We start from the raw sequence: 14,411 nt of genomic DNA, 5'->3' as shown, positions 1-14,411 counted from the left end.
ATGTCTACCCCTTCGGATTTAAAGTTTTGGCCATTTTGTTCATGACACCAACCACGACAAATGTAATCACAATCATAATCGCGGCAACAACCGAGGCCAGATACCAGTCGTTGAGGGTCATGGCGTTCTGATACAGGAACGTAGCAATCACGCGCTGCTTGCCTCCAAGGAGGGCAGGTGTGGTATACGCCGTCAGGCTTCCAACAAAGACAAGCACGGCTCCAATCACAAGTCCTGGCACAGCCAGTGGGAACACAACCCGGCGGAATGCCGTAATACGCGACGCGCCCAGACTTTGTGCTGCTTTGAGCAGGTCACCGTCAATGTTCTCAAGTACACCGACAAGAGAGATAATCATCAGTGGCAGGAATAGGTGTGTCAGACCAATCATCATCGCTGCCGGGGTGTACAGAATATCCAGCGGCTTGTCCACGATACCCAGACCAACAAGAGTGTTGTTGATCAGACCTTTGCGTCCAAGGATAATCATCCAGCTAAACGAGCGCACAACCGGACTTGTCAGCAGTGGGAAGATTGCCAGTGCCAGCAAAATGCCTTTGCGGCGTGGCGCTTTCTGCGAAATATAATAAGCTGTCGGGAATCCGAGCACCACACAGACGATGGTGGTGACCACGCTGACTTGCAGCGTCGTAAGCAATATTTTCAAAAAGTATGGGTCTCTGAAAAAATGCATGTATCCTTCAAACGTGAAGGAGTTTTCTTGGAAAAACGTCGATCCGATCGTCAGGACAATCGGAATGATCATAAATGCCGCCAAAAACACGAATCCCGGCAGCAATAGCCAGTAGATTACTGATTTCTTCATCGCGATACTCCTGACTCTTAAAATGGTTTTATTCACACGTTAAAAGCACAACTTTACACTAGCTCACTCCGTGCCAGAAGAATCTTTCGATCGCTGTTATCCCCAGATTTTTTTGATCCTTTTTGAAAAGGTGAAATCCGGGGATAAAGGCGAACGCTTCGCTTCTCCAGCTTTCTTCTGTCACTACGTTATGGTGTAAAATATGAATTTAACTATCACAACTACGCGTTTAACGCGTTGATAAATAGTTCAAGGAAGCTTTCTGCGTCTACGGTTTCGCAGACGAGCGTGTTGGGCGGCTCGCCCAAACGGTTTTGGAAGTCGCATACCATCTGGCCATCGCACAGGCGGCTGGCGGTTTCAACATCCACGTAATACGATTTGCGTCCTACCAGTTCAGGCGCAAGGGCAACGCCTACAGCCAGTGGATCATGTAACGCACAAGCGCGGACGCCGTTCATTTGTTCATAACGGTTGATGTAGATCTCCGTACTCTGAGCCACGTACGCGCGCAGTGCAGGATCAGTAAGACGCTCAATCGTTGCTTCATTCAGCAGTGTTTGACGGGTTACATCCAGGCCGACTTGAGTAAGCTTCTGGACGCCTGCATGCAATACAATACGTGCCGCCTCTGGGTCAGCGTATGTGTTGTACTCGGCGGTCGGTGTAATATTGCCATGTCCGCGAACCACACCACCCATGAAGATGACTTCCTTCAATAAAGAAGGTAATTCAGGACACTTCATCAGCGCGAGTGCCAGGTTCGTTAATGGGGCGGTCATGATCAATGTCAGTTCGCCCGGATATAACTTGGCTTGCTCCACGATAAAGTCCGGTGCAAAACCGTCCTCGGCTTGCTTGGACACGGCCGGATCAGGCAGCGCACCGCCCAACCCGTCCTGTCCATGTACCCGGTGTTCATAATGCGACTTGCGAGTAAGGGGTCCTGCCGCTCCAGCAATCACCGGAATTTCAGTTGCACCCGCGAGTTCAAGAATTTTGCATGTATTCTCTGTTGCCTGCTGGAGTGATACGTTCCCACAGACTGTGGTAATGCCGAGAATGTCCAGCTTCCGGCTTTTGACCGCCAGCAAAATGGCTAGTGCGTCGTCAATTCCCGTGTCCACATCCAAAATGATGCGATTCTGCGATTCACTCATCCGTTCTCAACTCCTGTGCGGTGATATTGTTGCTTGCTGCAAATGATATAAGTTCAAAATATAGATCAAAGATAACTATCAAGAAACTCGGTTGTTTATTGTGCAATCTCACGGTTCCAACGATCTGTCCAGCCTTTAACCTGTTGATTCACAAATTCCATATCCAGCTTGTTCAGCTTCTCAACAACCTCAGCGCCATATGTTACGCCCTCTGCTTCTTCAGCAGTTAGTTCAACCTTGGTGTTTACCGGGGAATCGACTTTAGCTTTGGCGGATTTTGCTTGTACATCCTGGCTCAGCTGCCAGTTGATGAACTCTTCAGCGAGCTCTTTGTTTTTGCTGCCCTTCACGACATTGATCGTGTTCATTACGGCATATGCACCTTCGCTAGGTGTAACAAATTTCGCATTAGGCACGGCAGCTTTCAGATCTTTGAAATACATTTCCATGATCGGTCCCCCTGCAATCTCTTCCTGGGAGAACATGTTCACGAACTCGGACGTTTGGCTGTAGAATTTCACCACATTACCGCTCAGTTTTTTCAGCTCAGCAAATGCCGCATCTTCATTAAACGTATCATTACCAGCTACACGGGAAGCTGCATCCACAACCATCGGACCAGCTGTTGCTGTAATATTCGGAATAGTGAGATTACCTTCGAACGCCGGGTCCCACAGGTCACTCCATGAAGTCACTTCTTTGGAAACGAGGTCCGGGTTATAAGCGATTCCGAGCTGTCCAACTGTGTAGGCCGGGCCATAATCTTCACCAAGTGGTGCTTTGGCAATATCATAAATGTCATTTACATTTGGAATTTTGGAGCGGTCGATTTTCTCAAACAGACCTTCATCGATACCTTGTTGTGCATAGTAGTCCGACAGGTAGATGACATCGACATTTGATGTACCTTGACGGATTTTGTTCAGGCGCTCAGCATTATTTCCGACTTCGAGCACGATGTCCACATTATGTTCTTTTTCAAAGGGACCAAATACCGATTCATTGAAGAAATCTTCCGAGAAGCCCCAAGTGGAGATAACCAATTTGGTGGCTGCCGTTCCTCCATTGCCTGATCCGCCTGTTGCATCCTCTGTGCTGCCACAACCTGCAAGTAATACCGATGTCATTGCCACTGCTGCCAAACCGCTAATCCACTTTTTCATCATGATCCTGATTCCCCCTGATATATGTGTTTTAACAACCCAACCATTAAGTTGAACTAGCTTGATAACACATCTTACGTAGAAAACAGAAAGAACCTGGAGAAACGAAGTGTTCGCCTTTATCACAAGATTTCTCCCTTAGATAAGGGTAATAAAAGAAATCTGGGGATAACAGCGATTGAAAGGTCTTTCTGATTTTCGAAGAATATGATGTGTTATACAGGGCTAGTTCGACTTAAAAAACAAAAAGAAAAGCATTCTTGTATAAACAAGAACACTTTTCTTCGTAAACAAAGGAAAGCGACACCCGCTGCCGGTACATCATCGGTTTCTGCTTCAGAATCAATCCAAAGACAGACGCCATACATATGAAATTGTACGAAACCTGATCATGAATCCGGGCCACAACCTCCGTATACATCAACAAGAATCAATCCTGCCGATCCATCCTTAGGCCTGTTCCAGAATCACATTGGTGATCGCCCACTGAGTGGAGGCATCATAATCCCGCAATATCGCTTCAATTGGCAAACCCATGTGTTGCTCGAGCTTCTCCCGGAATTTCTTCTTATATAAGACAGACATGCGGAAGTCCACTTCCAGCTTTAAGCCGGGGGCCTCCCCTTCCAGGGCGTCAGAGCGCGGTGAACGTCGGTGCTTCGCGTAGAAGGTCACAATATTCTGGTCAATGGTCACTCTCAGGAGAGTGGTGCCAAATCCAAACAGTTCCTTCGAGATTTCGTTATAATACTGGCACATCTTCTTCTTGCTCTCATTGCTGTCCAGTAGTTCCATGAACTCACCCACATCTCCTACTACCGTACATTCGACGTGTTAACACGATTGATTATACATAAATCTTCTGAAATGAGCAACCCAAAAGATATACTTAACATGAAAATCACACACAGAAGCGAACGATAAGACATTTACCCCAAAAACAATTCGTCTTAAACCACAGTGAATTTACATTAAAATGCCTGCATGGCAGTCCTATACTATTGTTACTTCTAAACTACGCTTTAATACACAGCATTCGAGTCCTCGTTTCAACTTTCCCTATAAGGGTATTAATTCCTGCGAAACATAGACAAACTTCGTCATTAACCGTTAAAATGAGACACAATGTTGACATGTTTTTTATTTTATAGAAATTGGAGGCTTAACCCATGAAATGTCCAGTATGTAATCATGAAAATGGAGATGCCCATTTTTGCGAGAGGTGCGGCTCTAATCTAACGCAAACCACCTCTTCGCCAACTCCTGTACCGAATCCCGAGTCTGCTGCTGCTTCCGAACCCGAATATACCCGTTGGTCCAGTACCCAGTCTACATCTTCCCAGGCATCCGTTCCATCCAACACACCATCCGTATCTATACACAAGGAACAGACAAGAGAATCAACAGGCACCAATGACCATACTTCTGCAGGGGACAATAGCTCCAATCAGTGGAATAATATTGTGCAGAATGAGAAAGTTCAGCAAGCCAAAGAAGTAAGTAAACAGTATCTATCCTATTTCCTCAGTGTATTGGCCCGTCCTTATCAAACGATGAAAACGGTTGGCGACCAGCATTCACTAAAAGGATGGCTAACGATGGCGCTGATTGCAGTTCTATCTTCTACATACTTCTTAATTACCTTTAGTCGCATAGGCATGGACGGCTTGTTCATTGGTGGATTTTTAAGGCCGCTATTGTTCACCGTCATTATTCTGATTGCCTCCATTGCACTGATGTACGCTATTCTGAAGATTGAAAAAATAACCTTCCGTCCCAAAACACTGGTTGCCCAGTTCGGTACATTGCTTGTTCCTGCTGTCGTATCCCTTGTTCTGGCGAATCTGTTTATTATCATCTCGTATTCCATCGCAATCTCGTTGCTTGCTGTCTCATATATCATTGTGTTTGTCGCTTTGAATTCAGTGTTGCTTCAATATCCATTGAATCGCACCAAAGCAGCCATCGACAGCATGTACAGCGTGCTGATCGCTAATGCGGTCATCTTCTTCATTCTTTATCGCTTGTTGGGTGAGATTATTATCGGACTGATGTTGTCGCCGTTTGGCCGTCTGTGAACTATATCAGTTGGATTAAAGCTATGACTCTTTAGATTTATATTAAGACCTTCCTTGCTCATGCCGGGAAGGTCTTTTTTAGATTTCCTATGGCAGCGTTGCGCCGAGCATGGTTCATACACTATAATGTGTAGTGCAACAGGTATGTTCTTATTTACGTAATAAATCAATTCAGCCACTCCGGTTACGGAATGAGAGGATTCATCGTTGCCGTTAACACTACATTATGTAGTGTATCAATAACTCATTTTACAAAGAAAGCAGAGGAACTCTCTATGGACATGACTCATATGGATCATATGCAAATGGAACACGAGGCAGGCACCTCCTACCTGTGGCTCATCGTAGGTATAATCGTGTTACTGTTCTCCATCGCCGCCTATATCTGGGCATCACGCACACAGGGCAAAATCCTGGGCCACATGAAAAAGAAAGAACGCGCGGACATCCAGAAAAAAAGTCGCTCCCTTCGGCTGGCTGCACACGTAATGATGGCTGTGTCGATTATTACGTTTGGCCTGTTTTTCATGCAAGGTGCAGGTAAAACCTATAATGTAGCTGATCTGGAATCCAATGCAACAATCGATGTGACGGACGATAAATATTATGGTGCTGACCATACGGAGGACCCTATCCAATATGAGATGACAATTCCAACGTCAGGGCCGCATAATCCACATGATATCAAGTTTGGATTTTACACCGACTTCCCGGGTTATAATTACCTGGTACACAATCTGGAGCACGGGGATATCATCATCTATTATCGTGAGAACGCAAGCGAAGATTTGAAGGAACATCTAAAATTCCTCGCCAAATTCCGCGAAGCTGGGGCAGGTATACTCGCCGTACCAAACAAGGATATTCCCGAAGGCAGTGAAGTCGTCGTAACTGCATGGACCAAAACGATGAAACTCGACCAATTCGACGATGCCAAAGTGGGTACTTTTATCAATAGATATATTAATCAGGGACCTGAAAAGATTCCTGCCTCCATTCGCCAGGGCGGCGGAACAATGTAATGATGTAATGACGGAATCACTCAGTCATGTGAAGCGCCTCTAAGTTGTAACAATGAGGTTTGTTCCAATGATGAGCATGGTTTATATAGATTGAAACTAAGATTGAAACATTGTGAGCTCCCGGATCAAATTGACTCGGGAGCTAATTCTTTATGGACCGGATGCCGATATTTCAAGTAGAAAATGGTACATTTGATATATACAATACATACGAACCAAAGAAGAACGAACAACACGCACCAAGTAAAGAGACAAAGAGACGATTCATCCAACAGATCAAGGGGGAACACTTTTACCAATGAACAGTTTGTTTATGCGGATCTTTTTATTTTTTTCCTGTCTGATGCTGGCCGCAGGAGCGGTTCTTGGCATTACCATGTACCGTTCATCGGCTCAACTGGTCGAGCAGTCCATGGGGATGCAGGCACAGGCTGTGGCCGAACGGGCAGCAGCATTGATTGATACCTCCCTGTATGCACCACTTAGTACCGGACAGGACGAGACAGCGTATTATGGCACATTGCGTGAGCAGCTCAGCCAGCTGCGTGAAGCCAATGGGCTCAAGTATCTGTACACACTCGGTACACGCGAAGAAAATGGAACTGCTACGTATTTCTACGTTGTGGATGGAGCAGCTGCCGATGTGGCAGAAGATGACTTTTCCCCTTACGGTTCCGCAGAAGAGAACCATTATGAAGGAATGCTGCAAGCTTTTGAACAGAATGAGCCTATTCGAGGCGAACTCACACAGGATGAATATGGCGCTACCATTACTGCGTATGTGCCGATCCATGGAGATGACGGGAAAGTACTGGGGCTGGTCGGTGCGGATCTGGACTCCACTGCGGTCTATGAACTGATGTCACGCAACCGGATGACCATGATCTGGACAGCCCTGGTTATTGTGCTGCTCAGTGTCTTGCTGGTGTACGGATTCGCCCACTACTTGACCCGTCCATTGGTGAAGCTGAAGAAGTTGATTACCGAAGTTGGGAAAGGTGACCTGACCGTCAACGTTGAACTCAACCGAAAGGACGAGGTAGGACAACTCGCTTCCGAGTTCAAACATCTGGTTACAGGTACCCGGGATGTCATGACGGGCATCCGTCAGAGCTCCGATTCTCTGCTACAGGCTGCGGAAGGTGTATCGAAACACTCGCAGACGACTGCCGAAGCCAGTCAGCGTATTGCTGAGCATACCAATCATACGGCCAGTGGAGCTGCCGAACAGGTGGCCCGAGCAGGCGAAGTCACCGTAGCCATGGAAGAGATTACGCGCAGCATGCAGCATATTGCGAATTCTTCTTCTATGGTTGCGGATGTCTCGCAGCAAACGACCAATAATGCAGTGCAAGGTCAAACCAACATTAACACGGCAATGAACAGTATGGACAAAATTCATCAGGCGAATATGCAGATGGTGGCCTCCACCACTCAGCTTGAGCAGTACTCTGATAAAATTGAGTCAGTAGCACATCTAATGAAAGGCATCGCTTCACAGACCAATCTGCTCGCACTTAATGCGAGTATTGAAGCGGCTCGTGCAGGAGAGTATGGCAGCGGGTTTGCGGTGGTTGCCTCAGAGGTTCGCAAACTTGCGGGGGAATCAGAGCAATCATCCCAGCATGTAACCGAACTGATTGCCGAGATGACACGCCAGACTGCCCTGTTGTCGGAACATATGTCAGCCAGCACATCCGCAGTCCAGTCCGGTCTCGCTGTTGTTCAGGAGGCAGGCCGTTCGTTCACATCCATTCATACCGGAATTGAGACGATAAATGAACGCCTGCACGAAGTATCCGCAGCATCCGAGCAGCTGTCTGCCAGTGCAGAAGAAGTGTCCGCTTCTGTGGAGGATATGGAACATATCTCACGCGAGTCCTCTTCAAGTATCCAACAGGTATCACACGCTACCGGAAGCCAGTTGCAATCCATGGATGAGATGCGTGCATCCGCAGAATCTCTCCGGGTACTGTCCAGTGAGCTGAACGGATTGATTAGTCGATTTAAAATATAGCGGGCAGCTATATTGTGTTAGATAGATTGAACTAAAGGATATTCACATATACCACTTCGATGACAGAACAACCTTCCGATCGCTGTTATTCTCAGATTTTTTCTGTCCTCTACGTTCTAGTGTGTAAAATGATAGTTCAATCTATATAAGTCAGCCCAAAACAAAAAGCCGCACGGCAGGGACGGGATCATGGGGGTCAACCCCATTTCCGGACACTGCCTGCGGCTTTTTGTTTTTGTACCCTTAAGGATGGCAAGCCCTGAGGCCACCTGAATTAGTAGCGCTGCGGAGCAGCTTTTTTGCCCAAATCCGTCATGTACGTAAAGAACGCTTCCGGATCGGTATCATACACCAGTTGTACTGGACGTCCGTCTGCTTGCTCCACCGTGCGGCCCTGGCTAGGACCATCCGGGATGACAATACAGTTTACAGTTTTCTTCTTCACGATGTCCTCGCGTCCAACGGAAGCCGTTGTCAGCACATCCCACAGATAGTAGGTCGAATTGGTCTCACTGTACACCAGTGGCGGACAACCTGCGTAACAGTTACCCAGGAAATCAACGCCTTCGAAGCGACGCTCTGCTGCCCAGCGGTTACGAACAGCTGGTGTCAGAGGTACTTTGTTCGTGCTTTCCAGTGCAACCAGGTCGATCTGGATGCCACTTTGCCATACACGGTAAGCCGCTTCCGGGTCCCAGAAAACGTTCCATTCCGCTGTGCCGTCATGCTCGGGCTCTTCCACGTTACCACGCTCGAATGTGCCGCCCATCCATACCAGCTTGTCGATTTTCTCTTCAATGTCTGGTGCTTCGTCCAGTGCACGCGCAAGGTCCGTCAGCGGGCCTGTGAACAGGAGCAACGTTTTGCCTTCGGTATTGCGCACTTTCTCAATCAGATGCTGGTGTGCCGGAACGGCAGAGAGTGGCGCTTCCATTTTACCGGATTCATTCAATACAGGAAGTGCATCTACATAGAAGGAGTGCAGTCTCCACGCTGGAGGAAATGGATTTTTCCCTCTGGAGTTGGATTTGGATACCTCTACGGAATATGTACCGAAACGATCGATAATTTTACGGCTGGCATCTGTTGCTGGCTCCAGATATCCGTCTGCCGGAATAACCGATACCCCGGTTACATGTACATTGTCCATTTGCAGAAGCATGAACAGCGATACGAGGTCATCCACGCCGCCGTCATGGTTGAAATACACATTAAGTTGGTTCGTCATACTTGCTTTCATCCTTCCCCCTGGTTGTCCTATTGATGTTGATCATTCGTCTGCCCAATGGCCGACGCTCCCTCTATTATGTCCCAAAACCCTTGGCTACGTAAACCTTCCCTATGCAAAGAAAACAAGGGCCACGCCTCATCCTGCGGATATTTTACAGTTCCACCATTCCATCTCAGGAGGACCCACCGCTCTACTCTCATGGTTATAAAAATAAATAAATGGACAGCAGGCTTGAAGCACCACTGTCCATCTCACCCCATCCATGCATTAAATGGACTGGTTTTGTTTCTGGTTCTTCTGTTTCTTCTCATTTTTCTCAGCAATCGGAACATACTTGCCTGGCCAGAAAGCCCATTTGCCCAGTAAAGCGGTGATAGCCGGTACCATAAACGGACGAACCAGGAAGGTATCCAGCATCACACCAACGGCAGTAATAATACCAAATTGCACCAACACCTGGATCGGCAATGTAGCAAGTACCGCAAACGTTCCTGCCAGGATCAGACCTGCAGACGTAATAACCGAACTTGTCTCACCAACACCTTCTCTTATAGCTTGACGAAGCGGCATCGTTTTGCGTTTCTGCCAGATGCTAGAGATCATGAAGATGTTATAGTCTTCACCCAATGCCACGAGGAATACGAAGGAGTACAGCGGAATCGCTCCCTGAATGGCATCTGCGCCAAGTCCGTAGTGAATAATGATCCAGCCCAGACCCAGTGCAGAGAAATACGACAGAACAACCGTTGCGATGAGATACGCCGTGGCTACAACGGAACGCAAGTATAATAGCAGCAACAATGTAATCATGCCGATAACCACCGGAATAATAATCTTGGCATCCCGTTCTCCGGTCACTTCAATATCGTACTGTTCAGCGGTCTGACCATTGATCCAGACCTGACTGCCCACATTCGCTACACCAGCATCTTGAAGCGCCTGTTCCGCAGTAGCCCGCAGATCCGGAATATGCTGCATCGCCTCCATGGAATATGGATTCAGATTGAATTCCACATCATAAGCAGTAATGTTGGCATTCTCGGCGCCCTGCTGGGCATCGCCTACTTTGCTAATATAATCCAGCGATTCGAGACGTTGCTTCAGATCGGTTTCTTTGCCTTCAGCATCAACGATCACTTTGACTGGAGCGAGCTCCCCTTGGGAGAACTGTTCGCCAATGACTGTAAATCCTTCACGGGAAGGAACATCTTCGGGGAAGGAAGACAACAGATCATATGTGAATTTAACTTGGGTAGAGAATGCCGCCAGTCCACCCAGCAATACCACGGTAATCGCGAGGACGGTCCACGGCTTCGTTACTACAATACGACCAATCCAGCTTTCCTTAATTTTGCGCGGAGCAGGAGCTGGTTTACCTTTTTTCTTGGCACGTTCCACTTCCATCTCATGTGTACGTGGTACAAATGGATAGAATGAACCCCGACCGAAGATCGCGAGGAGTGCCGGAACCAGTGTCAGACTTGCAATAAACATAATAAAGATGGACAGACTGAATGGTACAGCAAAACGTTGATACGCACCGTATTCAGCCAGCAACAGTACCAGTAGTGCTGCAACGACGGTGAATCCACTCATGGCAATGGCGCCGGAAGATCCGGTGATTGCCTGGAGAATGGCTTTCTTTTTGTCCGACTCATGATAGAGAATTTGGCGGTATCTGGAGATCATAAACAGGCAGTAATCCGTTCCTGCTCCAAATAACAATACCGTCATGATTGAGATGGACTGTGCATCCACTGTGATCCAGCCTTGATCCGCCATGAATCCGAGAATCGGACTGGTCACCATATACGCGAATCCAACTGCAATGATTGGGATAATCGCCAGCACTGGTGAGCGATAAATCAACAGCAACAGCACTAATACCAGTACAACCGTAGCGATTAGCAAGGATACATCGGCGGAAGAGAATAGTCCGCTCGCGTCAATGGATATGCCTACTGGCCCTGTTACACGGGCAATCAGTGTATTGGCATCATCTATAGCTACATCAAACGGGTTAGCCCCGAAGATGTCTTTTGTTTTTTGCTCAAGTGCTTCAATACCTTCCTTCAATTGTTCCGAATCAGCACCTTCATTGAAAAACAGTGGCATAACCAGGGTGCTTCCATCTTCCGAAAGCTGACCTTTCAAAGCCTGTGGTGGCAATTGATAGAGTGGTACAACAGACTGCTGTTGTTCTACCGGATCTTGATCCAGTCGCTCCGTTAATGCCTGAATGTTCTGAATCTGCTCATCCGTCAGACCGCCGGCTTGACGCCATACGATCAGCGCGGGCAATCCTTCACCGCCCGGGAATTCCTTCTCGGCAAGTGCAGCTGCCTGAACCGATGGTTTCGATTCACTCAGATCCTGTGCGTTATTGGTTTCGCGATCACCTACAGCAGGCCATACCATGCCAAGCACAACGGCGATAATGATCCATACCAACAGCGTAATCCATTTGCTTCGTTTGCCGGCAACCCAGCGACCGTAACCCGAACCTTCCTGCATTGTCTCTTCATCTCCCTATTCTGTTTCTATGAAGCCCTATTTATGTGATGGTGTAGTAATGAACCACGGGTCATAGTATAATCGAGTTAATTATATATACCGGAAGGTTAATTTTGCAATGCCTAATTTTGTGAACACGTCTAACAAGCGATTAAATACGTAAAGAGGTATGTACCTATGAGCAAAAAAACAAACATTCCCCGGTCACCGGGCAGACCCAAAACGGGTGCCGATCAGGCATCTGTGCAAACCAACATATTGATGACCGCGTCACGTCTGTTTATGGAATACGGGTATGAACCCGTCTCTCTCCAACAGATCGCTTCGTTATGCAATGTGACCAAAGCATCGATCTATTATCACTTCACCAGCAAAGCTGATCTGTTCACCGTTGCCATTACACGCATGATGGCAATGAGCATGCAGCAGACTTCACTCCGTCTGGATGAACCAGGTACGCTGCAAGATCGGCTGATCAAGGTTGCGGAAGCAAAGATGCAACACTCCCATATTGAAACGGAGACCATGATGCGAGAAGCCGAGAAACATCTGGACGCGGAACAGCTCGCCCAGATTCGGAAAGCCGAGGTCCGCATCTTTGAAGTGCTAGCAACCCACTTCCAGCAGGAGATGGACAACGGTTATTTGCGTGTTGGGAACCCCCTGCTGCTTGCCCATGCGTTTACGTCACTTCTCATGCTCGCGAACCGCGAAGATGTACGCAACATGAATGGCGGCAGCATTGAGGAACTTGCACGGGAACTGGTGGCCCTGTTTCTCGATGGAGCGGTTAAGCGGAACTAATAATCGCCCCAGATCCTAGCCAGTGCGGCAATTCCCGGTTCGATGCGTTCTGGCTCTATTCCGGCAAAACCGATAATGAACTCTCTTTTGCCGTCTGCTGGTTCGCTCCCGTTCGCCCACAAATATTCCGTTGAACTGATCTGTATCCCTGCCTCTATCGCTGCGGTTACCAATTCTTTAGCTGACTGTTTGGTTGCCATTCGCAATACCAGATGGAAGCCTGAATGTTGACCCTTTATTTCAACTCGATCTCCGAAATGCAGTTGAATCGCCTGAACAATCAGGTCATGATTTCGTTTGTAGACATTACGCATTTTACGTATATGCTTGCCCAGTTCCCCTTCACGCATGAACATCTCCAATGTTCGCTGATGGAGCCGGGAAGCTGATTGCTCGAATAGGACAGTCTTATACATTTCGCGAAAATGATCCATTAATTCTTTGGGAAGTACCATGTAATGTATACAAAGAGCAGGTGCAAGCGCTTGCGAGAAACCACCCATATAGATCACGCGACTTCCATCACGCAGACCCTGCATGGAAGGAATGGGCCTGCCATAATACCTGAACTCCCCATCGTAATCATCCTCGATAAGGTATGCTTTTGTGCGTTCCGCCCAATCCAGCAACGCCAATCTGCGAGTTATCGGCATCGTCAAACCTAGTGGAAATTGGTGAGAGGGTGACACAGCTGCCAATTTCACTCCAGTCTGTTCCAGCTCCGTCAAGTTTAAGCCATCATGATCCAGAGAGATTGGGACAACCTGATAACCATAATTCCTGAATGTGCCCGGTAGCAGTCGGTACCCAGGATTCTCTACACCGATGGAATGTTGTGCTTCTCCCTTGTGAAGCAGGGTCTGTGCCAATAGCGACATCAACAGATGCTGTTCAGCACCTACAACAATCTGCTCGGGAGAACTGCTGACTCCCCTGAACTGCGCCAGATAGATAGCAATTTCACATCGTAGTCCCCATTCTCCCTGAGGGTCTCCATAGAATAATAGCTCCTTTGCTTCTTCCCGCCAGACCCGATTAACAGTTTGTTGCCACTTGGCCATAGGAAACAGACTGAAATCGTTGCGTGACATATGAAAATCATATTGAACTGCACGGACAGGACGTATGGCCTGATGATCTGACCACGTCGTTCGAGCCTCGGGAGATTGTCCAGCTATCTGTGGATCTAATTTCTCAATTTGCATGGCATGATAGCTGTCAACCATGGCACGAACACAATAACCACGACGTGGCTGACTGTATATATAACCTTCAGCGATCAATTGTTGATAGGCCCACTCCACCGGAGTGGTGCTTATCCCAAGCATCTCCGCAAACTTTCGCACCGAAGGCAATCGACTATGTTCAGCCCATTCCCCGTGACTGATTTCCCTTTTGATATGATTCGAGAGCTTTACATAGATTGGTATGTTATCGTTATCGTCCAGCTTCGGTAATTTATTCATAATGATGCACTACACCTCATCTGTCCTGTGAAATTTATTAAATCTGTATATTTGGAAGTATACAGTATTGGGATATACTCATGTCATCATCAATATGTAACACCAATTTTTAGAAGCAGGGCACTCACAA

General features: G+C 47.5%; 11 protein-coding genes. 4 read left to right on the top strand and 7 right to left on the bottom strand.

The features are described from left to right. Positions 1-4: 4 nt before the first annotated feature. The 4 genes from ACE3K2_RS19515 to ACE3K2_RS19500 form a co-directional block, all read right to left on the bottom strand. Positions 5-826: an ABC transporter permease gene (locus tag ACE3K2_RS19515; RefSeq protein WP_036612869.1), complete on the bottom strand. Its 822-nt coding sequence runs from the start codon at positions 824-826 to the stop codon at positions 5-7. Between the two features lie 221 nt (positions 827-1,047). Then, positions 1,048-1,986: a nucleoside hydrolase gene (locus tag ACE3K2_RS19510; RefSeq protein WP_421893855.1), complete on the bottom strand. Its 939-nt coding sequence runs from the start codon at positions 1,984-1,986 to the stop codon at positions 1,048-1,050. A 95-nt stretch (positions 1,987-2,081) separates the two neighbouring features. Next, complete coding sequence (locus ACE3K2_RS19505; protein ID WP_421894309.1) at positions 2,082-3,149, bottom strand: ABC transporter substrate-binding protein; 1,068 nt, start codon at positions 3,147-3,149, stop codon at positions 2,082-2,084. Positions 3,150-3,599: 450 nt separating this feature from the next. Next, entirely contained in the window at positions 3,600-3,944 is a 345-nt protein-coding gene (locus ACE3K2_RS19500) for a Na-translocating system protein MpsC family protein (RefSeq protein ID WP_017691786.1), read from the bottom strand. Between the two features lie 374 nt (positions 3,945-4,318). On the opposite strand from ACE3K2_RS19500, the gene ACE3K2_RS19495 reads away from it, so the two are divergent. From ACE3K2_RS19495 to ACE3K2_RS19485, 3 genes are all read left to right on the top strand, one after another. Beyond that, the gene (locus ACE3K2_RS19495) at positions 4,319-5,227 is read left to right on the top strand and encodes a hypothetical protein (RefSeq protein WP_421893851.1); all 909 of its coding nucleotides are present in this window, start codon (positions 4,319-4,321) and stop codon (positions 5,225-5,227) included. A 275-nt stretch (positions 5,228-5,502) separates the two neighbouring features. Next, positions 5,503-6,249 (top strand): DUF3105 domain-containing protein, encoded by a 747-nt coding sequence (locus ACE3K2_RS19490; RefSeq protein WP_421893848.1) that lies wholly within the window; start codon positions 5,503-5,505, stop codon positions 6,247-6,249. Positions 6,250-6,547: 298 nt separating this feature from the next. Further along, on the top strand, positions 6,548-8,266 hold the full coding sequence (locus tag ACE3K2_RS19485; protein ID WP_421893845.1) for a methyl-accepting chemotaxis protein: 1,719 nt from the start codon (positions 6,548-6,550) through the stop codon (positions 8,264-8,266). A 274-nt stretch (positions 8,267-8,540) separates the two neighbouring features. Here the strand turns inward: ACE3K2_RS19485 and ACE3K2_RS19480 are convergent, their stop codons facing one another. Both ACE3K2_RS19480 and ACE3K2_RS19475 read right to left on the bottom strand, forming a co-directional pair. Further along, positions 8,541-9,506, bottom strand: coding sequence for a nucleoside hydrolase (locus ACE3K2_RS19480; protein WP_421893843.1), 966 nt, complete (start codon positions 9,504-9,506; stop codon positions 8,541-8,543). 258 nt (positions 9,507-9,764) lie between these two features. Then, the gene (locus ACE3K2_RS19475; RefSeq protein ID WP_421893840.1) at positions 9,765-12,011 is read right to left on the bottom strand and encodes an MMPL family transporter; all 2,247 of its coding nucleotides are present in this window, start codon (positions 12,009-12,011) and stop codon (positions 9,765-9,767) included. A gap of 177 nt (positions 12,012-12,188) precedes the next feature. On the opposite strand from ACE3K2_RS19475, the gene ACE3K2_RS19470 reads away from it, so the two are divergent. Next, a complete protein-coding gene (locus ACE3K2_RS19470) occupies positions 12,189-12,815 on the top strand; it encodes a TetR/AcrR family transcriptional regulator (RefSeq protein ID WP_421893837.1) in 627 nt (208 codons plus the stop codon). Here the strand turns inward: ACE3K2_RS19470 and ACE3K2_RS19465 are convergent. Beyond that, positions 12,812-14,281, bottom strand: coding sequence for a PLP-dependent aminotransferase family protein (locus ACE3K2_RS19465; protein ID WP_421893834.1), 1,470 nt, complete (start codon positions 14,279-14,281; stop codon positions 12,812-12,814). The genes ACE3K2_RS19470 and ACE3K2_RS19465 overlap by 4 nt on opposite strands. Between the last annotated feature and the right edge of the window lie 130 nt (positions 14,282-14,411).

Source organism: Paenibacillus sp. (assembly GCF_048976745.1).
Classification (GTDB): domain Bacteria; phylum Bacillota; class Bacilli; order Paenibacillales; family Paenibacillaceae; genus Paenibacillus.
This window is presented reverse-complemented; position numbering and strand designations above follow the sequence as displayed.

Bases quoted from the DNA above. Each gene is read 5' to 3' on its own strand.
- ACE3K2_RS19515 (WP_036612869.1), bottom strand. From the start codon at position 826: ATGAAGAAATCAGTAATCTACTGGCTATTGCTGCCGGGATTCGTGTTT.
- ACE3K2_RS19510 (WP_421893855.1), bottom strand. From the start codon at position 1,986: ATGAGTGAATCGCAGAATCGCATCATTTTGGATGTGGACACGGGAATT.
- ACE3K2_RS19505 (WP_421894309.1), bottom strand. From the start codon at position 3,149: ATGAAAAAGTGGATTAGCGGTTTGGCAGCAGTGGCAATGACATCGGTA.
- ACE3K2_RS19500 (WP_017691786.1), bottom strand. From the start codon at position 3,944: ATGGAACTACTGGACAGCAATGAGAGCAAGAAGAAGATGTGCCAGTAT.
- ACE3K2_RS19495 (WP_421893851.1), top strand. From the start codon at position 4,319: ATGAAATGTCCAGTATGTAATCATGAAAATGGAGATGCCCATTTTTGC.
- ACE3K2_RS19490 (WP_421893848.1), top strand. From the start codon at position 5,503: ATGGACATGACTCATATGGATCATATGCAAATGGAACACGAGGCAGGC.
- ACE3K2_RS19485 (WP_421893845.1), top strand. From the start codon at position 6,548: ATGAACAGTTTGTTTATGCGGATCTTTTTATTTTTTTCCTGTCTGATG.
- ACE3K2_RS19480 (WP_421893843.1), bottom strand. From the start codon at position 9,506: ATGAAAGCAAGTATGACGAACCAACTTAATGTGTATTTCAACCATGAC.
- ACE3K2_RS19475 (WP_421893840.1), bottom strand. From the start codon at position 12,011: ATGCAGGAAGGTTCGGGTTACGGTCGCTGGGTTGCCGGCAAACGAAGC.
- ACE3K2_RS19470 (WP_421893837.1), top strand. From the start codon at position 12,189: ATGAGCAAAAAAACAAACATTCCCCGGTCACCGGGCAGACCCAAAACG.
- ACE3K2_RS19465 (WP_421893834.1), bottom strand. From the start codon at position 14,281: ATGAATAAATTACCGAAGCTGGACGATAACGATAACATACCAATCTAT.